Origin of the sequence: Kitasatospora sp. GP82, assembly GCF_029892105.1 — a bacterium.
Classification (GTDB): Bacteria; Actinomycetota; Actinomycetes; order Streptomycetales; family Streptomycetaceae; genus Kitasatospora.
The window spans coordinates 13,316-37,313 of the sequence record NZ_JARZAJ010000025.1 but is presented as its reverse complement, the minus strand read 5'-3'; the positions used below and the strand labels follow the sequence as shown (position 1 = coordinate 37,313).

Sequence of the window (23,998 nt, the reverse complement as noted above, 5' to 3'; positions counted from 1 at the left end):
ACAGCAGCCTCCCCACCCTCAGCAGCCGTACTCGGCGCAGCAGTACCAGCAGTCCTACCAGCCCACCCAGCCCGGCATTCCGATGCCGCCGATGCCGCCCGCGCCGCCGACCGCTCCGACGCCGCAGCCCGGCGGCAACGGCCCGGTGGTGTACGACGCGCACAGCCTGCCCGTCAACGACAACGTCAATCCGTACGCCTTCTCGGTGGACCTCAACGGCCCGTACTACCTGCAGAAGGGCAAGATGATCGCCTACTACGGCGACATCCGGTTCTCGGGCATCGGCCGGGGTGCGATCGACCGGCTGCTGGAGCAGAACTTCAACTCCCCGCTGCACGCCGCCGACTGGGTGGTGGCCGAGGGCCGGGGCAGGCTGCTGCTGGCCGACCGGGCCTTCGATCTGAACTCCTACGACCTGGAGAACGGCAACCTGACGGTCCGCTCGGGCAATCTGCTGGCCTTCGAGCCCACGCTGGCACTCAAGCAGTCGATCATCCCGGGCTTTCTCACCCTGATCGGCACCGGCAAGTTCGTGGCCGCCTCCAACGGTCCGGTGCACTTCGTGGAGCCGCCGATCCGGGTGGACCCGCAGGCACTGGTGGGGTGGGCGGACTGCCCGGCGCCCTGCCACCACTACGACCACAGCTACCTGCACGGTGTGATCGGCGGGATCCGGCACCTGACCGGACTCGGCGGGGCCTCCGGCGAGGAGCACCAGTTCGAGTTCATCGGGGCCGGGCAGGTGCTGCTGCAGTCCAGCGAGAAGCTGATGGCGGAGCGCTCGGTGGGCCAGGTGGACGCCGAGGAGGGCGTGCCGGGCGGCGGCGTACCGCAGCAGCCGGGGCACGGCGGGCAGCAGCTGCCCAACATCCCCGGTCTGGGCAACCTCGGTGACCTGGGCCGACGATTCGGGCTCTGATTTACCGCACTCATCATATTGTACAACATTTAACAACCTCGGTTATGCTGTTCCCATGGACATGCACAGCACCGAAACGGCGGTCTCCTCCTCCCACCCGCGCGGGGAGGAGGAGACCCCCTGGCTCTCCGCCAGGGAGCAGCAGTTCTGGCGTGCCCACCTGGAGGTCAGCCGACTCCTCGACTACCAGTTGGGCCGTGAACTCCAGCCGCACAACCTGGCGAGCAACGACTACGAAATCCTGGTCGTCCTCTCCGAGTCACCCGACCGCCGGATGCGGATGACCGACCTCGCCACCGCCACGCTCCAGTCCAAGAGCCGGCTCTCGCACCAGATCACCCGGATGGAGAACGCCGGTCTGGTCCTGCGCCAGGACTGTCCCGGCGACCGGCGCGGCCTCTACGCGCACCTGACCGAACAGGGCTGGGAGACCATGCAGAAGGTCGCCCCCGACCACGTCCGCAGCGTGCGCCACCACTTCATCGACCGCTTCACCCCCGAGCAGATCGACGCGATGTACGCAGCACTCGCCCCCGTCGCCGAGCACCTGCGCGCACTGCGCGGCCGGGCCTGACCAAAAGCCCTTCAGGGCAAGGGTGAGGTTTTCAGGGGCGCGGGGCTCTGCTTGATCAACTGCGTGCGCGAACCGGAAGACCCGTGCCGCACCGACCTCCGGTGGTTAACCTGCACCGCCCCACCGGAAGGTCACGAGGTGCAACTGGCCCAGCGGGCCCGGCTGAACGCAGTCACCTTCCGATTTCGCGCAGTTCCTCGCGCCCCTGTTGGTTCATCCGCGCCCCTGAAAGGCTTCCCTGCGCCCCGCCGGGGTGGGGCCTATGTGGTGGTCAGGCCGGAGACCAGTTCGTCGGCCGCGCCGTACGGGTCCAGGGTGCCTGCGGCGACGCGTTCGGCGAGGGCGTCCAGGTGGCGGTCGCCGTGGAGGGAGCCGATGCGGGCGCGGAGGCCTGCCAGGGCGATCGCCTCGATCTCGTCCGCGGCCCTGCGGCGGCGGCGGACGGCGAGTTCACCGGTCTCGGCCAGCCAGGCGCGGTGCTTCTCCAGGGCCTCGACCAGCTCGTCCAGGCCCTCGCCGCGGGCCGCGACGGTCTTGACGATGGGCGGCCGCCAGTCGCCCGGCTCGCGGGCCTCACCGAGGCCGAGCATGTGGTTGAGCTCGCGGGCGGTGGCGTCCGCACCGTCCCGGTCGGCCTTGTTGACCACGAAGACGTCGCCGATCTCCAGGATTCCGGCCTTGGCCGCCTGGATGCCGTCGCCCATGCCGGGGGCCAGCAGGACGACCGAGGTGTCCGCCTGTGCGGCGATCTCCACCTCGGACTGGCCGACCCCGACGGTCTCCACCAGGATGACCTCGCAGCCGGCCCCGTCCAGCACCCGCAGCGCCTGCGGAGCGGCCCAGGAGAGCCCGCCGAGGTGGCCCCGGGTGGCCATCGAGCGGATGAACACGTCCGGGTCGGTGGCGTGCTCCTGCATCCGGACCCGGTCGCCGAGCAGTGCCCCGCCGGAGAACGGCGAGGAGGGGTCGACGGCCAGTACCCCGACCCGCTTCCCGAGCCGCCGGTAGGCCGAGACCAGCGCGGAGGTGGAGGTGGACTTGCCGACCCCGGGCGAGCCGGTCAGGCCGACGGTGTACGCCTGCCCGGTGTACGGGGCGAGCGCGGCCATCGCCTCGCGCAACTGGGGAGCGGCGTTCTCCACCAGCGTGATCAGCCGGGCGACCGCCCGCGGCCTGCCCTGGCGGGCCTGCTCGACCAGCGTCGGCACATCGACCATCAGAGTTGCTCCTCGATCACGACCTCGACCACGACCACGAGTCCGCCACAGGCGGATGGGGCTGCCGGCCGCTACCGGCCGCCGACAGCCCCGACGCTATGTCAGACGATCAGCTCTGCGGAACCCTCACGATCAGGGCATCGCCCTGGCCGCCACCGCCGCACAGCGCCGCCGCACCCACGCCGCCGCCACGGCGCTGCAGTTCGAGCGCCAGGTGCAGGACGACCCGGGCACCGGACATGCCGATCGGGTGGCCGAGCGCGATCGCACCGCCGTTGACGTTGACCTTCTCCTCGGTGACGCCCAGGTCCTTCATCGACTGGTGGGCGACGGCCGCGAACGCCTCGTTGATCTCGATCAGGTCGAGGTCCTCGACCGTGATGCCCTCCTTGGCGACCGCGTGCTTGATCGCGTTGGACGGCTGCGACTGGAGCGAGTTGTCCGGGCCGGCCACGTTGCCGTGCGCGCCGATCTCGGCCAGCCAGGTCAGGCCCAGCTCCTCGGCCTTGGCCTTGCTCATCACGACCACGGCGGCGGCGCCGTCGGAGATCTGGGAGGAGGTGCCGGCGGTGATCGTCCCGTCCTTGCTGAAGGCCGGGCGAAGCTTGGCCAGGCCCTCCGCCGTGGTCTCGGCGCGAATGCCCTCGTCCTGGCTGAAGAGGACCGGCTCGCCCTTGCGCTGCGGGATCTCGACGGGGACGATCTCCGCCTCGAAGAGGCCGTTCTTCTGCGCGGCGGCGGCCCGCTGGTGGGAGAGCGCGGCGATCTTGTCCTGCACCTCGCGGCCGATGCCGAGGCGGGTGTTGTGCTTCTCGGTGGACTCGCCCATCGGGATGTTCTCGTACGCGTCGGTGAGGCCGTCGTAGGCCATCGCGTCGAGCAGCTCGATCGAGCCGTACTTGTAGCCCTCGCGGGACTTGGGCAGCAGGTGCGGGGCGTTGGTCATGGACTCCTGGCCGCCGGCCACCACGATGTCGAACTCGCCCGCGCGGATCAGCTGGTCGGCGAGGGCGATCGCGTCCAGTCCGGAGAGGCACACCTTGTTGATGGTGAGGGCCGGCACGTTCATCGGAATGCCGGCCTTGACAGCGGCCTGCCGGGCCGGGATCTGGCCGGCGCCGGCCTGCAGCACCTGACCCATGATCACGTACTGGACCTGCTCGGCGGCGATGCCCGCCCGCTCCACGGCGGCCTTGATGGCGAATCCGCCCAGATCAGCGCCGGAGAAGCCCTTGAGCGAGCCGAGCAGCCGGCCCATCGGGGTACGGGCACCAGCGACGATCACTGAAGTAGTCATAGGACGAGCCCCTTCGCGCGTCAAGGCCAGGAGGGTGTGGGGACGCCGCTCAATGTACTGACCCGTAACCCGTGCGTCACCGCAGCGAAGGTGTGATCAGGAGCACTGGCACTCTCCAGTCAACACCGTGTCAGTGCGGCCTGGGTGAATATTGTGAGCAGGCTCGCACGGTGTGCTCTGGCGCGGCTTCGGCGCGATGCGCTGCACTGTTGGCACCCTTACCGCGACTGCCCTCGGAGGCCCCGCCGTGCTGACCCGCATCGACCACATCGGCATCGCCTGCTTCGATCTGGACAAGACCGTCGAGTTCTACCGCAACACCTACGGCTTCGAGGTGTTCCACAGCGAGGTCAACGAGGAGCAGGGGGTGCGCGAGGCGATGCTGAAGATCAACGACACCGGCGACGGCGGCGCCTCCTACCTCCAGCTGCTGGAGCCCACCCGCGAGGACTCCACCGTCGCCAAGTGGCTGGCCAAGAACGGCGAGGGCGTGCACCACATCGCCTTCGGCACCGCGGACGTCGACGGTGACGCCGCGGACATCAGGTCCAAGGGCGTCCGGGTGCTCTACCAGGAGCCGCGCCGGGGCTCGATGGACTCGCGGATCACCTTTCTGCACCCCAAGGACTGCGGCGGTGTACTGACCGAACTGGTCACCTCGGCAAGCGCGTCGGAGCACGCGGAGCACTGAACGACTCGTCAGTAACCTTGGAAAGGACCCACGCCCCCGTTCCCCCCGGAGCCGCGCACACTACAATGCCCAGGTGCACTAAGGCTCCGGGGAGGACCGGTCCGGTGGGCACGGCCAAGGGCGGGAAAAGCCGAGTATCCGACGGCTGGTCCTGTTGTAGGGGAATCCCTTACACGGGCACGGGCTGAACAGTCGCAGTTCGGATCTGTCACCATTCTCCACTAGGCAAGAGTTCGCTCAGGAGTCCACCCGGACGGCGGAGCGCGGAAATCCGCGTACCCACCTGCCGAGTGCTCCGACCGCGGCACCCGCCGCGGCTGCAAGGACCAGTCGGTCCGGCCCCCAGCAGTACGGGGTCCGGGCAGGCCGGGTCGAGGACGCGACCAGGGGATGGATGGGACCGCGGAGTGCGGGGCAACGACCGCTACGAGGGTGACGATCACCTCTCCCAGTTCGAGGCCGAGATGGAGCGGACTCGCAAGGAGCGGGACAAGTCCATCGAGCATGCCGAGGACCTCGCCTACCAGGTGGAGGTGCTCCGGGCCAAGCTGCACGAATGCCGACGGCAGCTCGCCCAGCCACGCGCCTTCGACGCCGTTTCCGGGCAGGCCGAGCAGATACTGCGCACCGCGGAGATGCAGGCGCAGGCGCTGCGCGCCGACGCCGAGCGGCAGCTGCGCGAGTCGCAGGCGGCCACCCAGCGCCTGATGGCCGAGGCCGCCGACCGCACGGCCCGTCTTGAGGCCGAGCTCGCCGCCCGCCGCCGCCAGCTCGACGAGGAACTCGCCGATCTCCGCCGCAGCGCCGAACGGCACGTCAACGAGAACGTCAGCTGGGCCGAACAGACCCGGGCCGGCACCGAGCAGGAGGCCAAGCGCCTCCTGCAGGACGCCCGGGCCGAGTCCGAGCGCATGGTCGCCGCCGCCCGCGCCGAGGCCGCCGCCCTCGCCGACCAGGCCCGCGCCCAGACCGCGGCCGACGTGGACGCCGCCCGCGGCGAGGCCCAGGCCGCCGCCGAGGCCGCCCTGCTGCGCGCCCAGACCGACGCCGAACGACTGCTGCGCGCCGCCTCCGAGCAGGCGCAGCAGGCCAGCGCCCAGGCCGAGGAGCTCCGCGACAGCGCCGCCAGCGAGGCCGGCCAGCAGCTGGCCGTCGCCCGCGCCGAGATCGAGCAGCTCAAGCGGCAGGCCGTCGCCGACCAGGAGCGTGCCGAGGCCGCCCTGACCCAGGCCCAGGCCGAGATAGAGCGGCTGCGCGCCGAGGCCCTGGCCGAGGCCGAACGGGCCCGCCAGGAAGCCGCCGAACTGCACGCCCAGGCCGAGGCCGCCGCGACACGCCTGCACGCGGAGGCCGTCGCCGCCGTCGAGCAGAAGGTCGCCGACGGCGAGGCCGCCAACGAGCAGCGCTCCCAGACCGCCAGGGCCGAGATCGCCCGCATGGTGGCCGCCGCCACCCGCGAAGCCGAGCTGATCAAGGCCGACGCCGCCAATGCCAAGGCCGAGGCCGACGCCGCCAAGGCGGCCGCCGCCGAGGAGAGTGAGCGCCTGCGCGGCGCCGCCGGGTCCGTCGCCACCCAGCTCCGCTCCGAGGCCGAGGCCGCCATCGCCGAGCTGCGCGCCGAGGCCGAACGCGAACTCGCCGCGCTGCGGGCCGAGGCCCAGGCCGCCGCCGAGGCACTGCGCACCGAGGCGCAGGAACAGGGCCGCGCCGAGGCCGCCAAGGACGCCACCATCCAGCTGTCCAAGGCCGCCAAGCAGGCCGAGGAGGTGCTCTCCCGCGCCTCCCAGGACGCCGAGACCACCGTCGCCGCCGCAGCCGCCGAGGCCGAGCGGATCCGCACCGAGGCGGCCACCGAGGTCGACCTGCTCCGCGAGCAGGCCCAGGCCGCCGTCGAGCAGGCCCAGAACGCCGCCCTGGACGACGCCGCCGGCATCCGCGAGCAGATGGAGCGGATGCACGACGAGGCCGCCCGGCTGCGCGCCGAGGCCGAGGAGCTCCGCGCCCACGCCGCCGCCGAGGCCGAACGCGTCCGCAGCGAAGCCCGCCGTCAGGCCGTCGTCCAGATCGAGGAGTCCGCCAAGCAGGCCGAGGAACTCCTCACCAAGGCCAAGTCCGACGCGGACGAGCTGCGCGGCACAGCCGCCAGCGAGGTCGAGAAGATCCGCGACCAGGCCAAGGCCCAGGCCGTGGAGATGCAGGGCCGCGCCGAGCAGACCCTCGCCCGTGCCCGCTCCGAGGCCGAGAAGCTCGCCGCCACCGCCGAACAGCAGCGCCAGGAGGCCCTTGCCGCGGCGAAGGCCGCCGCCGCCGAGAACCGCGCCGCCGCCGAGCGGGAGACCGCCGAACTGCGCCGCGAGGCCGCCGAGTACGACCAGCGGGTGCGCGCCGAGGCCGCGAGCGCGGCAGAGGCCGTACGGGCGGAGGCCGCGAGCGCGGCCGAGTCCCTGCGGGCCGAGGCGGCCGACTGGGCGCAGGCCCAGCGCTCCGAAGCCGAGAACTGGGCCCAGGACCGGCGCTCCGAGGCCGCGAACGCGGCCGAGCTCGTCCGGACCGACGCCGCCGACTGGGCCCAGGCCCAGCGCTCCGAGGCCGAGGACTGGGCCCAGGGTCACCGCACGGAGGCCGAGAGTTGGGCCCTGCGGGAGCGTGGCGAGGCCGAGGCCGCCGCCAACGCGCTGCGGGAGGAGAGCCGCCGCGCCTACGACGAGGCGGCCGCCGGACTCCAGCGCGAGCGCGAGGAGACCGCCGAGCAGCTCGCCGCCGCGGAGGCTGCCCGGGAGGGCGCCGAAGCCCAGGCGGCCGAACTGACGGAGCGTACGACCGCCGAGACCACCGCGCTGCGGGAGGCCGCCGAGCAGGCCGCCGCCGAACTGCGCGCCGAGGCCGAGCAGACCCTGGAGGCCGCCCGGACGGACGCCGCCGAGCAGCTGGCCGAGGCCGAGAGCGCCGCGCAGACCCTGCGCGAGAAGGCCGGGAAGGCGGCCGAGTCCCTGCGCGAGGAGGGTGCCCAGGAGCTGGCCGACGCCCAGGAGCACGCCGCCGAACTGCGCCGCGAGGCCGAGGAGTTGCACGAGCGGACCACGGCCGAGGCAGCCGGGCTGCGCGAGCGGACCGCCGCCGAGGTGGCGGAGCTGCGGACCCGTGCCCTTACCGAGGCGGAGGAGGTGGCCGCCGCGGCCGCCGCCGAGGCCGAGCAGGTGACCACCGCCGCCGAGCGCCGCGCCGCCGAACTGGTCGGCGCCGCCGAGGACGAGGCCGCCGAGACCCGTCAGTCCGTCGCGGGTCTCCACGAGGCCGCATCCCAGCAGATCGCCGAACTGCGGGCCCAGGCCGAGCAGGAGACGGCGGAACTCCGTGCCCTGGCCGACCGCGAGACCGCCGAACAGCGCGAACAGGCCGAGGCGTACGACCGCGAACTCCGCGCCCAGGCCGAGCAGGAGACCACCGAGCTGCGGGAGCGGACGGCACAGGAGCTGGACGCCGACCGGGAGCTCGCCGCTGCGGAGATCGCGCAGCAGCGGGCCGAGGCGCAGGCGTACGACGAGCAGTTGCGCGCCGATGCGGAGGCCGAGCGGCAGAACGCCCACGACTACGCCGAGCAGCACCGCGCGGAGGCGGAGGCCCAGGGCCGGCAGACCGTCGCCGAGGCGGAGGACCGGGCGGCGGCCGTCATCGCGGAGAGCGAGGAGTTCGCGGCCGCCCTGCGTACCGAGGCCGAGGAGTACGCCCTGGCCACCCGTACCCTCGCCGAGGAGTACGAGGCGGCGACCCGGGGCCGGGCCGACGCGTACGACGCGGAGACCCGCGAAGCCGCCGAGCAGTACGACAAGGCGACCCGCGATCAGGCCAGCTCGGTGCTGGAGAAGGCGTTCGCGGATGCCGAGGCGCTGGCCGAGGACGCCCAGACGGCTGCCCTCGCCACCACCGCCGCCGCCGAGGAACAGGCGGACGCCATGGTCGCAGCCGCCCGCAAGGAGGCCGAGCGGCTGGTCGCGGCGGGCGAGACCGCGGGTCAGGCCGAGGTGGAGAAGGCGCGTTCGGACGCCGATGCGCTGCTCTCCGAGGCCCGCCGGGACTCCACCGCGATCCGCGAGCGCGCCGAGGAGCTGCGCGAGCGTACGGACGCCGAGATCGAAGCGCTGCACGAGCGGGCCCGCAAGGAGAACGCACAGGCCATGAAGTCGGCCGGCGAGCGGGTGGATGCGCTGGTGACGGCGGCGCAGGAGCAGCTGACCGAGGCCGAGGACCAGGCGGTCGCGACCGTGGCCGAGGCCGAGGACCGGGCCACCGCCCTGGTCGCGGCGGCGGAGGATCGGGCGTCCGAGCTCACCTCGGAGGCTTCGGCGGAGGCCAGCAAGGTCCGGATCGCCGCCGTGCGCAAGGCCGAGGGCCTGCTCAAGGAGGCGGAGCAGAAGCTCGCCGACTCGACGTCCAAGGCCGAGCAGCTGCGCGGCGAGGCCGAGGACCGGCTCAAGGCCGCGCAGGACGAGGCGGAGGAGCAGATCGAGGCGGCGTCCGCGGAAGCGGAGAAGCGGCTTCGCCGGGCGGACGAGAGCGCCGACGAACAACTGCGTCTGGCCAAGGAGGAGGCGGAGCGGCTGCTCGACGAGGCCAAGACCGAGGCTCAGCGCGTGACCGATCAGGGTCGCCGGGAGTTGGAGGAACTGGTCCGCCGGCGTAAGGACATCAACACCGAGATCTCCAGGGTTCAGGACGTCCTGTCAGCTCTGGAAGCGTTTGAGGCACCGTCACCTGCTGCTCAGGAGACGGCCAACGGGGGATCGAACAGTAAGAAGCCCGGGTCGGGCGGCCGCGACGGCGGTTCGAAGACACGGGCCGGAGTGGGCGCCCCTCGATCGGGTGGCAATCGCTCCGGAAGCGCACCACCCGATTGAGCGGACATTGTCCGCGAAGCATCGGCATTTCGCTGATGACACTCCGGTAACGTGTCAGGATTCCCTCAACTCCCTCAGCGGTCCGACGACAGGAAGACCAAAGTCCCATGAGCGACAGTCACTCCCCTCACGGCTTCGACCTGGTACGCCGTGGGTACGAGCGCGCCCAGGTCGACGAGCGGATCACCAAGCTGGTGGCCGACCGTGACAGTGCATTGGCCCGGATCAACGCCCTCGAGAAGCGCATCGAGGAGCTGCACCTGGAGACGCAGACCGCCCAGGCGGCGGTGACCGATGCCGAGCCCTCGTACGCCGGTCTCGGTGCCCGGGTGGAGAAGATCCTCCGTCTTGCCGAGGAGGAGGCCAAGGACCTGCGCGACGAGGCGCACCGCGCCGCCGAGCAGCACCGCGAGCTCGCCGAGGCGGCCGCCCAGCAGGTGCGCGCCGAGGCGGAGAACTACGCCAAGGACCGCAAGGCCAAGGCTGAGGACGAGGGCCTGCGGATCGTCGACAAGGCCAAGGGCGACTCGGCCCAGCTGCGCGCCGAGGCCAACAAGGACGCACAGAACAAGCGCGAGGAGGCGGACGCCCTCTTCGAGGAGACCCGCACCAAGGCCGCCCAGGCCGCGCTGGAGTTCGAGACCAACCTGGCCAAGCGCCGCGAGCAGTCCGAGCGCGACCTGGCGGCCCGTCAGGCCAAGGCCGAGAAGCGCCTCGCCGAGATCGAGCACCGCGCGGAGCAGCTCCGCCTGGAGGCCGAGAAGCTGCGGACGGACGCCGAGCGCCGCGCCCGCCAGACGGTGGAGACGGCCCAGCGTCAGTCCGAGGACATCGTGGCCGACGCCAATGCCAAGGCCGACCGGATCCGCAGCGAATCCGAGCGCGAGCTGGCGGCGCTCACCAACCGTCGCGACTCCATCAACGCTCAGCTGACCAACGTGCGCGAGATGCTCGCGACGCTGACCGGCGCGGCCGTCGCAGCCGCCTCCCTGCCGACCGACGACACCCTGGGCGTCCCCGCTCAGCAGTCACGCTGACCCAACCCCCAGTGGCCCCCGTCCTCCACCCCGGACGGGGGCCACTGCCATACCCAGCCCTGCGGCACGCGAAGCCGCACGCATTTCTTTGGGGGCGCGAGGAACTGCGCGGGCGCGCCGAGGGGCGCGAGGCCGTGCGGGCTTTTTTGGGGGCGCGAGGAACTGCGGGTTGCCCCTTGCGTCTAGCGAATCCGTCCGATCCTGCGGAGCAGGCCCCGTACGGCCGCATTGAAGGTCTCGGGGGCCTCCAGTGAGCTGAAGTGGCCCACGCTCGGGATGACCGTCAGCTGTGCGTCCGGGAGGGCCTCGGCCATCAGCCGGGCCTCGGCGAGCGGGGTGAGGGCGTCCTGTTCGCCGACGATCACCGCGGCGGGGACGGTCACCCCGGCAAGGACGTCCAGCGAGTCCTGGCGGCCGGCCATCGCGCGCTGCGCCCACGCGACGGCCTGCGGGGACGCCTCGGCGATCATCTCCCGTACCCGCGCGGTCAGTTCGGGTGCGGTCGCGGGGCCGAGCACACTCTCCTCGAACCTGTCGTCCACGAGCAGCTGCACGCTGTTGCGGGCCAGCACGGCCTGCGCCATCCGCTCCCGGTTGGCGCGGGCCTGGGCGGTGTCGGCGGTGGCCTTGGTGTCGGCGAGCAGCAGCCCGGCGAGGCGTCCGGGGTGGCGGCGGGCGAAGGCCATCGCGGTGTAACCGCCCATCGAGAGACCGCCGATCACCGCCCGGTCGATTCCGGCGACGTCCAGCAGGCGGGCGACGTCGTCGGCGACCAGGTCCAGCGAGGGGGCGTCCTGGCCCAACTCGACTGCTCCGAAGCCACGCTGGTCGGGAGCGAGCACCCGGGCCTGCTCCCCGGTCGGGCCGGGGAGCAGCTCCAGTTGGGCCTCCCACATCCGGGCGGAGAGCGGGAAGGCGTGCAGGAGGACGAGCGGGATACCGGTGCCGTTCTCACGGACTGCCGGAGTGCTGGGGAGCGTCATGCAGCCACCGTAAAGCGGCGCGCCGAGCGGCCACAGCCAACGCACCCTTATGTCCGATTTGTCATATCCTGCACGGAGAGTGAGGGAGCACACCATGATCGAGTTGCACGAGCTGAGCAAGCGCTACGGCGACACCCTGGCCGTGGACGGGCTGAGCTTCCAGGTACCCCGGGGCGTGGTCACCGGTTTCCTGGGGCCGAACGGTGCGGGCAAGTCCACCACGATGCGGATGATCCTCGATCTCGACCGGCCGACCAGCGGCCGGGTGACCATCGACGGCAAGCGCTACGGCCAACTCAGCGAGCCGCTCAAGTACATCGGCGCACTGCTGGAGGCCAAGGCCGTCCACCCCGGCCGCACTGCCTACGACCACCTTCTCTGGCTCGCCCAGAGCAACCGCATCCCCGCCCGCCGGGTGAACGAGGTGCTCGACCTCGTCGGCCTTGGCTCGGTGGCCCGGAAGCGTTCACGAGGCTTCTCGCTCGGCATGGGCCAGCGCCTGGGCATCGCCTCCGCACTGCTCGGCGACCCGGAGATCGTGATGTTCGACGAGCCGGTCAACGGTCTCGACCCCGAGGGCATCCTGTGGATCCGCAATCTGATGAAGGGCCTGGCCTCCGAAGGCCGTACCGTCTTCGTCTCCTCGCATCTGATGAGCGAGATGGCGCTGACCGCCGACCACCTGGTGGTGATCGGCCGGGGCCGGCTGCTGGCCGACCTGCCGATGCCCGAGTTCATCAGGCAGAACTCCCGCTCGGCCGTACGGATCCGCACCCCGCACGTGGAGCAGCTGCACACCGCCCTGGCCGGCGCCGGGCTGCGCGCCGAGACCGGCCCCGAGGGCAGCTACGAGGTCGTGGACGGCAGCCTGGCCGGGATCGGCGAACTGGCCGCCGCCCACGGCGTCGTCCTGCACGAGCTGAGCCCGCAACAGGCGTCACTGGAGGAGGCGTTCATGCAGATGACGGCGGACTCGGTGGAATACCACGCCGGTGACGGCGAGGGCCGCGACGCGGCAGGCGCCTGGGGTGCCGCGTGGCACCCCAGGAACGGCCGGCAGGCGGCGAATTGAGATGACGCCCTTCCCCGCGATCCTGCAGTCCGAGTGGACGAAGATCCGCAGTGTCCGCTCCACGGTCTGGACCCTGGCGCTGACCTTCGTGGTCACCATCGGCCTCGGCGCGCTGCTGTCCTTCCTCACCGGCAGCAACTTCCAGCAGTTCGGCGAGAACGGCCGCTCCCCCTTCGACCCCACCGGCACCGCCTTCTCCGGGATCATGCTGGGCGAGCTGGCCATCATCGTCTTCGGCGTGCTGGCGGTCGGCAACGAGTACAGCACCGGCATGATCCGCCTCACCCTGGCCGCCGTCCCGCAGCGCGGCACACTGCTCACCGGGAAGGCGGTGGTGCTGGGCGCACTCGCCCTGGCGGTCTCGCTGGTGACGGCCTTCCTGACCTTCTTCGTCGGCCAGTCGCTGCTGGGCGACCACTCCACCGCCCTGGGCGCACCGAACGTGCTGCGCGCGGTCCTCGGGGCGGCGTTCTACCTGACCATGCTCTGCCTGTTCGCGGCCGGCGTCACCGCGATGCTGCACAACCAGACGATGGCGCTGGGCGTCCTGGTGCCGTTCTTCTTCCTGCTCTCGCCGATCCTCTCGGCCGTGCCGAAGGTCAAGACCCTGGCCCACTACTTCCCCGACTACGCGGGCCAGCGGATGCTGCTGGTGTACGAGCAGCACGGCCAGCCCTACGGGCCGTGGACGGGCTTCTTCATCTGCCTGGCCTGGACGCTGGCGGCCCTGGTCGGCGGCGCGCTGGTGCTCAGGAAGCGCGACGCCTGACCGGCCTTCAGTAGCGAGGGGCGCCGCGTCCGCGCTGGATGTCGGCGCCCCGCCGCTCGCGGGCGCTCCAGCAGGCGCGGTGCCAGTGCCGCCGGTCGTCCACCCCCGCGCCGTGGCCGGGCCAGGCCACCACATGACCGATCCCCGGCGGGATCTCCTGGTCGCAGCCGGGACAGCGGTAGTAGCGGCCCGGCGTACCGGGCACCGTCTGCACCACCCACTCCTCGCCCGCGTAGCTCTCGGTGCGCCGCAGCGAACTGCCGAACGGCCCGGACTGGGACGGCACCTCGGCGGCGCTGTTGCTCCGGCTGCTGCTGATCCGGTTACGGCGGGGCGACACGTCAACTACCTCTCGGCGGTCTCACACGGTCTTCCAGGGTACGGGGCGGCAACGGGGCGGCGGCAACCCCCGGGAGCCGCAACTGCGGCCTCTATCACGCCTCGACCGGGCGCTCCCGGGTTTCCCCCGAGATCCACCCGATCTTCGGGGTTTTTCGCGAACCCGCGTGCCATTGGCACATGACATCGGTTACTCACAAGGGGACACAGCGGGGCTCGCAGACCCTGCGGCACCCGAGGAGGCCACCCGATGACCAAGACCAGCCCGCGACCCGACACCCACCCGTCGGCCGGGGCGGCCCGCAGGCCCCTCCCCGAGCCCTCCGACGGGCGGTCGGCCGCCACCGACTCGATCCGGGTCGGTGCCTTCCTGCTCTCGGCGCAGTTCCCCGGCCAGAGCCATGCCGAGGCGCTGGAGCGCACCGTACGCACGGCGGTCGCCGCCGAGCGGGCGGGTCTGGACAGCGTCTGGCTGGCGGAGCACCACTTCGTGCCGTACGGCGTCTGCCCCAACGCCGCCACGCTGGCGGGGATGCTGCTCGGCCGTACCCGCCGGATCGGGATCGGCACGGCCGTCAGCGTGCTCTCCACCGTGCACCCGGTGGCCCTCGGCGAGCAGGCCGCGATGCTGCACCTGATCTCGGGCGGCCGGTTCACCCTGGGTGTCGGGCGCGGCGGCCCGTGGATCGACCTGGACGTCTTCGGCAGCGGAGTGGCCGCCTACGAACAGGGGTTCCCCGAGCGGCTCGACCTGCTGCTGCGCTGGCTGCGCGGCTCCCGGGTCGGCGCGAACGGGCCGCAGTTCAGCTTCCCCGAGGTGGCCGTGGTGCCCAGAGCCGCCGAGGCCGCCCCCGCCCCGGGTCCGGCCCGGGTGCCCGATCTCGCCGAGTGGCTGGGCCTGGACGCGGCGACGGGCGCGCTGGTGCGCTTCCCCCGCCAGCGGCGGGACGGCAAGGCCGGTGACTCCCCGCTCTGCGGCCGGCCGCAGAGCGGCCCGCCGGTGATCGTCGCCTGCACCTCGCCCGACAGCGTTCGGCAGGCCGCCGAGCGCGGTCTGCCGATGCTGCTCGGTATGCACTCCGGGGACGAGGACAAGCAGCAGATGCTGGCCGCCTACCGGACCGCCTGGCGGGCCTGCGGGCGCGGCGAGGAGCAGCTCACCAGGATCGAGCGGGAGCATGTCGCGGCCGGGGTGGTGCAGATCGAGGACCGCACCTCGACGGCCCGGGCCAGCCTGCTGCGGGCGATGCCCGGCTGGTTCGAGTACGGGCTGGGCGCTCACCGCACGGTGGACGGACGGGAGCGGCGGATGCGCGACCCGCACGAGTACACCGAACTGCTCTGCGACCTGCACGCGGTGGGCACTCCGAAGCACTGCGCGGACCGGCTGCTGGCCACCGCCGAGCGCACCGGCCTCCGCCGCTTCGCCCTGCTCGCCGAGGGCTCGGGCAACCGCGCGGCCACCCTGCACAACATCTCCAGGCTCGGCGCCGAGGTACTGCCGCAGCTGAGCTGAGCGACCGCCGCGGAACGCGGGCGGGCCACCCCGGGTCTGCTGTCCCGAGGCGGCCCGTCGAGGCACCTGGAGAGGTACCGGATGCCGTGCCGTCGGCCGTGCCGGACCGTACGGGCGCGTCGGCCCGGCTGGTCAACAGTCGCGCATCTCCGGCGACTGGTTGAGCAACTGGGCCCGGACGGAGGTGAATCGCCGATAGCGCTCCTCACTGTCCCCGGACGACGTGAAGACCGCGACCCGGTGGCAGTTCTGGAACGCCAGCTTCACTCCGAAGTGACGCTGCAGGGCGCCCCGGATCGCGTCGCTGGCCATCGCCCGCAGCAGCTGGCCCCGGGCCTGCTCGCTGGGCGGCGGTACCTGGTTGTCGGCGAAGTCGGTACCGTCGACCTGGACCTGAGCGACCAGCGAACTGATCAGCTCCCAGGCGTACGGGAGGGAGACGCGGACGCAGTCCACGAACTCCCGCTCGTCGACCTCTCCTCTCTCGGCCTTCTCCAACAGGGCCGGTGAGACGTCGAGCGACATGGGTTCTCCTCTCGCGGTCCACCACGGCGCGGCCGCCGCGGTGGTCGTGCGGTTGGTGCGGATGGTGCCGTGCCGTGCTCAGCCGTTGCCCGGTTGTGCGGGGTGGCGCACGGCGACTGTGGCCCGGCCTGGTCGGTTCCAGGACGGGCTGACGCATGAATGACGCTGCAGTGACGCTTGAGTGACACAGGAGCTGACCAAAGGACTGACACATGGTCAGGCCGACGACGGTGCACGTCGCGCTCCGACGGACCGGGCGGCCCCGGGGTGCGGCGGATGCCCGGCGGCCACCGGGTTGTGCGACGACCGCCCACCACAGAGTGACAGGCGATTGTCAGCGCGGCTGGAGAATCTGTCGCATTGCACCGGAATAACCGTCCGAACGGCCAGATTGGCCGGATCCCGTCGGATCGTTCATCTCACATCTCCATCCCCGTTGGGTGGACCCCGGTGGCCGTACCGGCAACTGCCGTGGGACGGGCGCGCCAAGGTGCCGGACTCCATGGTTCGCCGAGACCGGGGTTTCTTCACCCGACTATCGCGGAATCGCTTCAACTGGCCTCGGTGGGCTAGCGTGGTCGACCGTGCGTCTCGTAATTGCCCGTTGCTCAGTCGACTATGCCGGTCGGCTCTCCGCCCACCTCCCGTCCGCGACCCGGCTGATCCTGGTCAAGGCCGACGGCAGCGTCAGCATCCACGCCGACGACCGTGCCTACAAGCCGCTCAACTGGATGTCGCCGCCGTGCAGCCTCAAGGAGGCCGACGGCACCTGGACGGTCGTCAACAAGGCCGGTGAGAAGCTGATCATCACCCTGGAAGAGGTGCTGCACGACTCCTCGCACGAGCTCGGGGTCGACCCCGGACTGGTGAAGGATGGCGTCGAAGCCCACCTCCAGGAGCTGCTCGCCGACCGGATGGAGGTCCTCGGCTCCGGCTGGTCGCTGATCCGCCGCGAGTATCCGACCGCGATCGGTCCGGTCGACATCCTGTGCCGCGACGCCGACGGGGCCACCGTCGCCGTCGAGATCAAGCGGCGCGGCGAGATCGACGGCGTCGAGCAGCTGACCCGCTACCTGGAGCTGCTCAACCGCGACCCGCTGCTCGCCCCCGTCAAGGGCATCTTCGCCGCCCAGGAGATCAAGCCGCAGGCCCGGGTGCTCGCCACCGACCGGGGCATCGGCTGCGTCGTCCTGGACTACGACGAGCTGCGCGGTATCGACGACGACAAGCTCAAGCTCTTCTAGGCCCTGCGGATCGCTCCGAGGCGGGGGGGGCCCCCCCCCCCCCCCCCGGGGGGGGGGGGGGGGGGGGGGGGCGGGGGGGGGGCGCCCCCCCCCCCCCCCGCCCCCCCCCCGGTTTGTCCCGGCCCCCCCCGCCCCCGAGGCCGGCGGCGGGCTCCCGCTCCACCCCCCCGGGGGCCGCTTTACCCCCCCCCCCCGGACCAGCCTCCCCCCCCGGGGGGGGGGCGGGGGGGGGCCCCCCCCCCCCCCCCCCGGGCCGGGGGGGGGGGGGCCCCCCCGCCTCGGCTACGGGGTACTCGGCGAGGACTCCCCGACGGTCTGCGGCGTGGTCGGGGTGGAGGCCGAGGGTGCCGGCGAGTGCGACGGCGGATCGCTCGGCGGGGCCGAGGACGACGGCGGCGCGGAGCTCTTCGAGCCGGTCGAGGACTGGCTGGCGGAGGGAGACGGCGTGCCACCCGGCCGGCTGTGGCTCGGCGCGGGCGCCGAGGTCTGCGGGGCCGGCGGGTCGGTGACCGGGTACCAGGTCCGGTCCGAGGTCGGCTCCCCGCTGCTGCGGCCCTTCTGGCCGCCCGTACTGCCGCCTGTCGGCACGGAGTTGCCGTCCCCGGGAGCGGAGGCGGCCGGGCTGCCCGCCGAGCGCGGCACGCTCGCCGAAGGGGACGGGCCGGTGCTCCCCGTCATGGGCATGTGCTGGGTGAGCGAGCCGTCGTCCGCCGGACCGTCCGGCTGCACCGTCCTGCTGCCGCCCGCAGGGTGCGGCCCGGCCAGACTCAGGCCGACCGCCGTCCCGAGCACGCCGAGCACCAGCACGGCCGCACCTGCGGTCAGTACCGTCCGCCGGGTGGGCTCCGGAACCCGCGTGGCCCGGAAGCGCCAGGGCACCTGGGCCGTGATCGCCCGGATCGAGGGACGGCGTCCCGCCGCCGAGGGCACGCTCTCGACCACCGGGAGTTGCAGGGTCTCGGTCCGCAACAGGTCGAGCATCCGCCTGGCCGCCGCGCTGCCGCGCGTCTCGCCGACCGCGGCCCGCAGGGCCACGGCCGCCTCCAGCGCGGTCCTGGCCCGCTCCGGCTGCCCCTCGCACAGGGCCAGCACCCCGAGCTCGTGGTGGAACCACGCCTCGTCGGCCGTCGAGCCGAGCGATCTGGCGGCCTCGAGACCCAGTTGCAGGGCCCGCTCCCACGCGCCCCAGCGCAGCGACAGCGCGAAGGCCGGTGCCGCCGCCCTGGCCAGCTGAAGCATCTCCTGCGGCCGTCCCGCCGCCCGGTCGGCCAGCATCGCGCCGATCACCACCTCGGCCTCGGCGGCGATCTGCCCGGTACTCACCGAGGCGTTCCCGACCCACCAGGAGAAGTGCCGGGCCGCGCCGGACGCGATCGTCCTGGGCTCCCAGTGCGGCTCCAGCAGGTCCAGCACACCGGAGGCGAGCCGATGGTGCCCGCCGATCGAGACGGCGAGCCCGCAGTCGGTCAGCTCCCGCAGGGCGCGCTCCCCCAGGCCGACGTCGATCAGCGCCGGCAGATGCGGTGCCGTAGGCAGCTCACCGCCCAGCGCGACCGCCAGCCGCAGCACCGACTGCGCGGGCTCGCTCAGCCCCTCCGCCAGCCGTACCGCGGGCGAGGCGCTCTCCACCACCGAGGGCAGCGGGACGGTACGGCGCAGCTCGCTCTCCAGCTCGGCCGGGTCCTGGGGCTCGGCCATCTCCTTCACCAGGCCGAAGAGGCTGTGGCGCTCCTGCCGGGCCGCGACCAGCCCGTCCACCTCGGCATCGCGCCGGCGCAGCAGCGCGGCCGCCTGGACGAAGCGCAGCGGCAGACCCTCCGACTCGAACCAGAGGTCCACCAGCCAGGCCCGCTCGGGCTCCTCCAGCGGCCGCCCCGCGAGCCGGGCCACCAGGCCCAGGCAGGCAGGCCTGGAGATCCCGGCCACCAGGTGGTCCTCCAGTCGCGAACCGGGCGCCGACAGCGGGCTGCCGGGGGCGACGGTGATCAGGAAGGCGCAGTCGGGCGCGGTGGCGAGCAGTTCCTCCAGCTCCTCGGCGGGGAACTCCACGTCGTCGATCACCACGATCGCGCCGACGTCGCCGAGCAGGACGGGCAGCTGGTGCCGGTCGGGGCGGTAGCCGGGGTTCTGGAACGTGGCGGCGAAGAGGTCCTGGAGCAGGTCCTGGGCAGTCCTGCGGTAGCCGTTGAGCCGGACCACACCGTCCGGGGCGATGCCCCCGGCAGCCTCGGCGACGGCCGCCAGCAGCGCGCTGCGGCCCGAACCCGCCTGGCCGGCCAGCCGGACCGACCGCCCCTGGGAGAGCAGGTCGAGCAACTCGGCCACCTCGGACTCGCGGTCCAGCAGTGGCGTGTCCGTCCTGGCACCGCCGGGTGCCGACGGATCGACGGACGGGCTCGGGCCCGGTGCGGGCCTGGCGTTCGGGCGGTGGTCGGCCCGGCGCAGGACGGGGCGCCACTCGTCCGGGCAGGGGCGGGCCTCGGAGCCGTCCGGGGTGCCGACGGTGAGCAGCAGATCGCCGGAGACCACCTCACCGGTCCTGGGCCGCAGTCCGTCCTGCCGGAGGTCTCCGGTTGGCTGTCCCACGTTCCGCTCCGCCCATGCTCGGCCGTCCGGCCCGCCGAGGCCGCGACGCAGTTCCCTGACCGCTCACCGGACCACTGCAGGCCCCGGCGGCCGTACTCCTGAGCGCAGACTCTCGCACACTCGAACGCCGGAGCCCATACCGGTCCCTCCTCCGTCGCGATGACAGTCCGCCACCTGAGCGCGCATCACCCCGCCGAGAGCCTGCGCTCCCGAGGACCCCGGCCGGCCGGGCGGCGCCCCGCCCCTCAGAGGTACGGCGCGACCAGCGGGTTCGGCGGCGTCACACCGAGCGCGGGTAGGGAGGTGCCGTACGGGTCGGGGACGGTGCCCTCGACGGCGAGGATGCGGTGCAGGCGGGTGGCCACCAGGAGCCGCTGGAGCTGCGCCGGAACGGCCCGCAGGACGAGGCGCCGCCCGAGCCGCCCGGCCCGCCGGTGGGTGCCCATGATCACGCCGAGTCCGGTCGCGTCCCAGGACTCCAGACCCGACAGATCGAGCACCAGGTCCCCCTGGCCACCGTCGACCGCCTGGTGCAGCCGGACCCGGGCGTCGGCGGCGCTGCGGACGTCGAGGCGGCCCTGGATGGCCAAGCCGCCGTGGTCGCCGGTGATGCGCACGCTCTCCTCCTCCGCTCTGCCGGTAGGGGCTGCCGGGGCTCCGTTCCGGGCGGACACCTGGTCGCGTCGCGCACCGGGGGCCACGCCGGCACTCCCCCTCATCTGACGGTGAAGCGGCTGTGCAGGTTGCTGGTCACTGTCAGATCTGAAGCAACTTCACTCGTCCGAGGGAATATACGCAGTCGAACCCCATACCCACGCTCGATTACCGCCCAAATCACCCGTCTGCGGCAGAGGCGTGAGCAAACTCACCCACTGCCCCCGCCGCAGAGGGCCGCTCGGCCTACTTCTCGTACGGGTAGAAGCCCCGGCCGCTCTTACGGCCGAGGTCCCCTGCGGTGACCATGCGAGCCATGATCTCGGGGGCGGCGAACTTCTCGTCCTGGGTCTCGTCGTAGATGTTCCGCGCGGCGTGCAACAGGATGTCGACGCCGGTCAGGTCGGCGGTCTGCAGCGGGCCCATCGGGTGGCCGAAACCGAGGCGGCAGGCGGTGTCGATGTCCTCGGCGGTGGCGACGCCCGACTCGTAGAGCTTCGCGGCCTCGACCACCAGGGCGGTGATCAGGCGGGTGGTGACGAAGCCGGCCACGTCGCGGTTGACCACCACCACCTCCTTGCCGACGCCCTCGGCGAAGGCCCGGGCGGTGGCCAGCGTCTCGTCGCTGGTCTTGTAGCCGCGCACCAGCTCGACCAGCTTCATCAGCGGCACCGGCGAGAAGAAGTGCACCCCGACCACGCTCTCCGGGCGGTCGGTCGCGGCGGCGATCCGGGTGATCGGGATGGCGGAGGTGTTGGAGGCCAGCACCGCACCTTCCTTGGCCAGCTTGTCGAGCTCACGGAAGACGCCTTCCTTGACGTCCAGCTGCTCGAACACCGCCTCGACCACGATGTCGGCCTCGGCAACCGCGCCCAGGTCGGTGGTGGTGGTGATCCGTCCGAGCGCCGCCTCGGCCTCCTCGGCCGTCAGCCTGCCCTTGGAGACGAACTTCTCGTACGAGGCACGGATGCCGTCCAGACCGCGCTGCAACGCGGCGTCCGTCACATCCCGCAGCACCACCGGGTGACCGGCCTGGGCGGAGACCTGGGCGATACCCGCGCCCATGAGTCCGGCGCCGATCACGGCGATCTGCTGGGTGGATGCGTTGCTCATGGCTGTCTCCCGAGTACCGATTGCCGCCCTGAGTCGAAGCGTGCGGCCCAGGGCGGTGCCTGAAGGCGGCTCAGGGCAAGGATCACCCCCCAAAGCCGCGCCGCTCACGCGCCGGACTCTAATGCCCCGGGGCTCTCCGTGGTGAGATTGTGCAGTGTGATCTGCGCCCGACCTCCGAGAGGTGAACCGTGCGCACCCTGGCGTTGATGCTGATCTCCTTCGCGGTGATGGGTGTCCTGGTCCTGCTGCTGCGCTGGACCTACGGCACCGGTACGTCCCTGGTGGCCCGGCCACCGCGCACCGGGGCACCCGAGGAGTACGGACTGATGGTCCCGGTGGCCACCCCCGCCGACGAGGCCGAAGCCCGGCGGCTCGCCGCCCTGCTGCGCTCCGCCGGCCTGAAGTACAACCTCGTACACACCAGCGACGGCCTCCGCCTGATGGTCTGGCCCGCCGACGAGCACCCCGCCCTCCGCGCCCTCCACCTCAACTGACCAGACCCCTCGGGAGCGCCACGACGCCGCACACATCCCCCGGAGCAAGGGCCGACCAATCAGGGGCGCGGGGCCCCTGAAGGTCTGCCCGACAGCCCTCTGAAGAGCCCAGGGCTCAGTACTGGTCTGCGGTCAGGCCCAAGTCCTGGGCCAGGATGGCCGCTTGGACCCGGCTGCGCAGTTCGAGCTTGGCCAGGATCCGGCTGACGTGGGTCTTGGTGGTCGCCTCGGCCATCTCCAGGCGGGTGGCGATCTCGCCGTTGGAGAGTCCGGCGCCAAGGCAGGCCAGCACCTCGCGCTCCCGGGGCGTCAGCCCCTCCACCGCGGCCCTGGTCCAGGGCTGGCCGGGCCGGTCGGGGCGGGCGAAGGTCCCGATCAGCCGCCGGGTGACGGAGGGCGCGAGCATGCCGTCCCCGCGCGCGACCGTACGGATGCCCTCGATCAGGGTGTCCGCCTCCAGGTCCTTGAGCAGGAATCCGGCCGCCCCCGCCCGCAGCGCGCCGTAGACGTACTGGTCGAGGTCGAAGGTGGTGAGCATCAGCACCTGAGCCGCCCCGGCCTCAACCACCTGCCGGGTCGCGGACACCCCGTCGAGCCGTGGCATCTGAACGTCCATCAGTACCACGTCCGGCTTGAGCTCCAGTGCCAGGCGTACCGCCTGCTCGCCGTCGGCAGCCTCACCGACCACCTCCAGGTCGGGCTCGGCCCGCAGGATCATCACCAGCGCGGCCCGCACCGCCGCCTGGTCCTCGGCCACCAGTACCCGGATCGTCACGGCTCCTCCTCGCCTTTCGGCTCCCTGGGCAGCACAGCGCGTACCCGCCATCGCCCGCTCTCGGGGCCGGCCTCCAGACTGCCGCCGAGCAGCCCGGCCCGCTCCCCCATACCGACCAGGCCCGCCCGCGCCCCGGGCGCGGCCGGCACCTCCCCGGCACGGTACGGACTCTCGGTGACGATCTCCACGTGCTCCGGACGGTACGTCAGGCTGAGCCGGACGACGCCCGGGACGGCGTGCTTGAGCGCGTTGGTGAGCGACTCCTGGACGATCCGGTAGGCCGCCAGTTCGAGCGGGGCCGACAGTTCGCCGCGCTCGCCGTCCTCGGCCAGCTCGAAGTCGAGACCGCCCTCCTGGCCCGCCGCCCTGGCCTGGGTCAGCAGGGTGTCCAGGGCGTCCAGCCTGGGCGCCTCGTAGGTTCCCTCGTCACCGGAGCGCAGCAGGCCGATCATCCGGCGCATCTCGGCCAGGCCCTGGACGCTGCTCTCCCGGATCACGGCCATCGCCGCCAGCAGCGGATCGTCCACCGCCCGTTCCTGGCGGCGGGCCAGCGACTGGGCGCCGGTCGCGTGGATGGCGATCGCCGAGAGGTGGTTGGCCACCACGTCGTGCAACTCGCGGGCCATCCTGGCCCGTTCGGCCACCACGGCCTCCCGGCGGTCCAACTCGGCCAGCAGGGCGGTCTGCTCGGCCCGCAGCCGCTCGGTGTCGGCGCGTTCGCGGTGCTCGCGCAGCAGGTCGGCGGTCCACACGGGTGCGATGAAGATCAGCCCGGCGAACCCGGCCACCAGCAGGGCCTGCGCCACCGTGGCGTACATCAGCACCAGGGTGGACAGGAGGACGGTGGTCCCGCCGCCGGTGAGGTGCAGGATGGTGGACATCCGACGGCTGCCGTAGAGCGTGGCGGCATACAGCAGATCGGTGTACATGATCACCGCGGCCATGTTCGACCCGGCGAAGAGGTTCAGGGCGAAGAGCATCCCGCCGAGGCTCACCGTCCACACCGTGCGGGTGCGCCGCACCAGTTCGAGACCGGCTATCGCCACCAGCGGCAGCAGGCTCACCGCTACCGGGGCACGGGTCCGGTCGTACGCGCCGAACGCCGTCAGCACCAGGCCGCCGAGCAGGCCGGCGCCGGCGATGAGCAGGTCCTCCTGACGCGGCCCCAGACTGATCTTTCGCACCCCACCATCTCATCACCCCCCGACCTGCCGGGCGAGGACCGGCCGGAGGAGGGCCCGTACATCGAAGGGTGCAGCCGCAGATCGCCGTCGGCGACGAGGCGGTTGCCCGCACGG

The 23,998-nt window shown here is 72.5% G+C and carries 20 protein-coding genes; 10 read left to right on the top strand and 10 right to left on the bottom strand.

Going from position 1 to position 23,998, the window contains the following annotated elements; all coding sequences use genetic code 11:
- The first annotated feature begins 91 nt into the window (after positions 1-91).
- Positions 92-919 carry an AIM24 family protein gene (locus P3T39_RS24665; protein WP_280701153.1) on the top strand — a complete coding sequence of 276 codons (828 nt, stop codon included), beginning with the start codon at positions 92-94 and terminating at the stop codon, positions 917-919.
- Positions 920-980: 61 nt separating this feature from the next.
- The gene (locus P3T39_RS24660; protein ID WP_280701152.1) at positions 981-1,493 is read left to right on the top strand and encodes a MarR family transcriptional regulator; all 513 of its coding nucleotides are present in this window, start codon (positions 981-983) and stop codon (positions 1,491-1,493) included.
- Between the two features lie 260 nt (positions 1,494-1,753).
- Here the strand turns inward: P3T39_RS24660 and meaB are convergent, their stop codons facing one another.
- Both meaB and P3T39_RS24650 read right to left on the bottom strand, forming a co-directional pair.
- Positions 1,754-2,710: a methylmalonyl Co-A mutase-associated GTPase MeaB gene (gene meaB, locus P3T39_RS24655; protein WP_280701109.1), complete on the bottom strand. Its 957-nt coding sequence runs from the start codon at positions 2,708-2,710 to the stop codon at positions 1,754-1,756.
- Between the two features lie 109 nt (positions 2,711-2,819).
- A complete protein-coding gene (locus tag P3T39_RS24650; RefSeq protein WP_280701108.1) occupies positions 2,820-4,007 on the bottom strand; it encodes an acetyl-CoA C-acetyltransferase in 1,188 nt (395 codons plus the stop codon).
- A 247-nt stretch (positions 4,008-4,254) separates the two neighbouring features.
- Between P3T39_RS24650 and mce the strand changes: the two genes are divergently transcribed.
- The 3 genes from mce (at position 4,255) to P3T39_RS24635 (ending at position 10,630) form a co-directional block, all read left to right on the top strand.
- Positions 4,255-4,698, top strand: a complete 444-nt coding sequence (mce, locus tag P3T39_RS24645) for a methylmalonyl-CoA epimerase (RefSeq protein WP_280701107.1) — start codon at positions 4,255-4,257, stop codon at positions 4,696-4,698.
- A 407-nt stretch (positions 4,699-5,105) separates the two neighbouring features.
- Complete coding sequence (locus P3T39_RS24640) at positions 5,106-9,593, top strand: hypothetical protein (protein WP_280701106.1); 4,488 nt, start codon at positions 5,106-5,108, stop codon at positions 9,591-9,593.
- Between the two features lie 107 nt (positions 9,594-9,700).
- Entirely contained in the window at positions 9,701-10,630 is a 930-nt protein-coding gene (locus P3T39_RS24635; protein ID WP_280701105.1) for a cellulose-binding protein, read from the top strand.
- Between the two features lie 182 nt (positions 10,631-10,812).
- On the opposite strand, the gene P3T39_RS24630 is transcribed toward P3T39_RS24635, so the two are convergent.
- On the bottom strand, positions 10,813-11,613 hold the full coding sequence (locus P3T39_RS24630; protein WP_280701104.1) for an alpha/beta hydrolase: 801 nt from the start codon (positions 11,611-11,613) through the stop codon (positions 10,813-10,815).
- Positions 11,614-11,707: 94 nt separating this feature from the next.
- Here P3T39_RS24630 and P3T39_RS24625 point away from each other — a divergent pair, with 94 nt between their 5' ends.
- Both P3T39_RS24625 and P3T39_RS24620 read left to right on the top strand, forming a co-directional pair.
- The gene (locus tag P3T39_RS24625) at positions 11,708-12,685 is read left to right on the top strand and encodes an ATP-binding cassette domain-containing protein (protein ID WP_280701103.1); all 978 of its coding nucleotides are present in this window, start codon (positions 11,708-11,710) and stop codon (positions 12,683-12,685) included.
- A 1-nt stretch (position 12,686) separates the two neighbouring features.
- Positions 12,687-13,454, top strand: coding sequence for an ABC transporter permease subunit (locus P3T39_RS24620; protein WP_280701102.1), 768 nt, complete (start codon positions 12,687-12,689; stop codon positions 13,452-13,454).
- A gap of 7 nt (positions 13,455-13,461) precedes the next feature.
- On the opposite strand, the gene P3T39_RS24615 is transcribed toward P3T39_RS24620, so the two are convergent.
- Positions 13,462-13,740 carry an ATP/GTP-binding protein gene (locus tag P3T39_RS24615; protein ID WP_280701151.1) on the bottom strand — a complete coding sequence of 93 codons (279 nt, stop codon included), beginning with the start codon at positions 13,738-13,740 and terminating at the stop codon, positions 13,462-13,464.
- Between the two features lie 405 nt (positions 13,741-14,145).
- Here P3T39_RS24615 and P3T39_RS24610 point away from each other — a divergent pair, with 405 nt between their 5' ends.
- A complete protein-coding gene (locus tag P3T39_RS24610) occupies positions 14,146-15,309 on the top strand; it encodes an LLM class flavin-dependent oxidoreductase (protein WP_280701150.1) in 1,164 nt (387 codons plus the stop codon).
- Positions 15,310-15,441: 132 nt separating this feature from the next.
- On the opposite strand, the gene P3T39_RS24605 is transcribed toward P3T39_RS24610, so the two are convergent.
- Entirely contained in the window at positions 15,442-15,834 is a 393-nt protein-coding gene (locus tag P3T39_RS24605; protein WP_280701101.1) for an SCO5389 family protein, read from the bottom strand.
- A 584-nt stretch (positions 15,835-16,418) separates the two neighbouring features.
- Between P3T39_RS24605 and nucS the strand changes: the two genes are divergently transcribed.
- On the top strand, positions 16,419-17,078 hold the full coding sequence (gene nucS, locus P3T39_RS24600; protein WP_280701100.1) for an endonuclease NucS: 660 nt from the start codon (positions 16,419-16,421) through the stop codon (positions 17,076-17,078).
- 282 nt (positions 17,079-17,360) lie between these two features.
- Here the strand turns inward: nucS and P3T39_RS24595 are convergent, their stop codons facing one another.
- The 3 genes from P3T39_RS24595 to P3T39_RS24585 form a co-directional block, all read right to left on the bottom strand.
- Positions 17,361-19,664: an ATP-binding protein gene (locus P3T39_RS24595; RefSeq protein WP_280701099.1), complete on the bottom strand. Its 2,304-nt coding sequence runs from the start codon at positions 19,662-19,664 to the stop codon at positions 17,361-17,363.
- 245 nt (positions 19,665-19,909) lie between these two features.
- The gene (locus P3T39_RS24590; protein ID WP_280701098.1) at positions 19,910-20,281 is read right to left on the bottom strand and encodes an STAS domain-containing protein; all 372 of its coding nucleotides are present in this window, start codon (positions 20,279-20,281) and stop codon (positions 19,910-19,912) included.
- Positions 20,282-20,564: 283 nt separating this feature from the next.
- Positions 20,565-21,431, bottom strand: a complete 867-nt coding sequence (locus tag P3T39_RS24585; RefSeq protein WP_280701097.1) for a 3-hydroxyacyl-CoA dehydrogenase family protein — start codon at positions 21,429-21,431, stop codon at positions 20,565-20,567.
- A gap of 188 nt (positions 21,432-21,619) precedes the next feature.
- Between P3T39_RS24585 and P3T39_RS24580 the strand changes: the two genes are divergently transcribed.
- Entirely contained in the window at positions 21,620-21,925 is a 306-nt protein-coding gene (locus P3T39_RS24580; protein ID WP_280701096.1) for a hypothetical protein, read from the top strand.
- Between the two features lie 115 nt (positions 21,926-22,040).
- On the opposite strand, the gene P3T39_RS24575 is transcribed toward P3T39_RS24580, so the two are convergent.
- Together P3T39_RS24575 and P3T39_RS24570 are read right to left on the bottom strand one after the other, a co-directional pair.
- A complete protein-coding gene (locus P3T39_RS24575) occupies positions 22,041-22,700 on the bottom strand; it encodes a response regulator transcription factor (RefSeq protein WP_280701095.1) in 660 nt (219 codons plus the stop codon).
- A complete protein-coding gene (locus P3T39_RS24570; protein ID WP_280701094.1) occupies positions 22,697-23,884 on the bottom strand; it encodes a histidine kinase in 1,188 nt (395 codons plus the stop codon). The genes P3T39_RS24575 and P3T39_RS24570 overlap by 4 nt, the downstream gene beginning before the upstream one ends.
- Positions 23,885-23,998 lie beyond the last annotated feature (114 nt).

Bases quoted from the DNA above. Each gene is read 5' to 3' on its own strand.
- P3T39_RS24665 (WP_280701153.1), top strand. From the start codon at position 92: ATGCCGCCCGCGCCGCCGACCGCTCCGACGCCGCAGCCCGGCGGCAAC.
- P3T39_RS24660 (WP_280701152.1), top strand. From the start codon at position 981: ATGCACAGCACCGAAACGGCGGTCTCCTCCTCCCACCCGCGCGGGGAG.
- meaB (WP_280701109.1), bottom strand. From the start codon at position 2,710: ATGGTCGATGTGCCGACGCTGGTCGAGCAGGCCCGCCAGGGCAGGCCG.
- P3T39_RS24650 (WP_280701108.1), bottom strand. From the start codon at position 4,007: ATGACTACTTCAGTGATCGTCGCTGGTGCCCGTACCCCGATGGGCCGG.
- P3T39_RS24635 (WP_280701105.1), top strand. From the start codon at position 9,701: ATGAGCGACAGTCACTCCCCTCACGGCTTCGACCTGGTACGCCGTGGG.
- P3T39_RS24630 (WP_280701104.1), bottom strand. From the start codon at position 11,613: ATGACGCTCCCCAGCACTCCGGCAGTCCGTGAGAACGGCACCGGTATC.
- P3T39_RS24625 (WP_280701103.1), top strand. From the start codon at position 11,708: ATGATCGAGTTGCACGAGCTGAGCAAGCGCTACGGCGACACCCTGGCC.
- P3T39_RS24620 (WP_280701102.1), top strand. From the start codon at position 12,687: ATGACGCCCTTCCCCGCGATCCTGCAGTCCGAGTGGACGAAGATCCGC.
- P3T39_RS24605 (WP_280701101.1), bottom strand. From the start codon at position 15,834: ATGTCGCTCGACGTCTCACCGGCCCTGTTGGAGAAGGCCGAGAGAGGA.
- P3T39_RS24585 (WP_280701097.1), bottom strand. From the start codon at position 21,431: ATGAGCAACGCATCCACCCAGCAGATCGCCGTGATCGGCGCCGGACTC.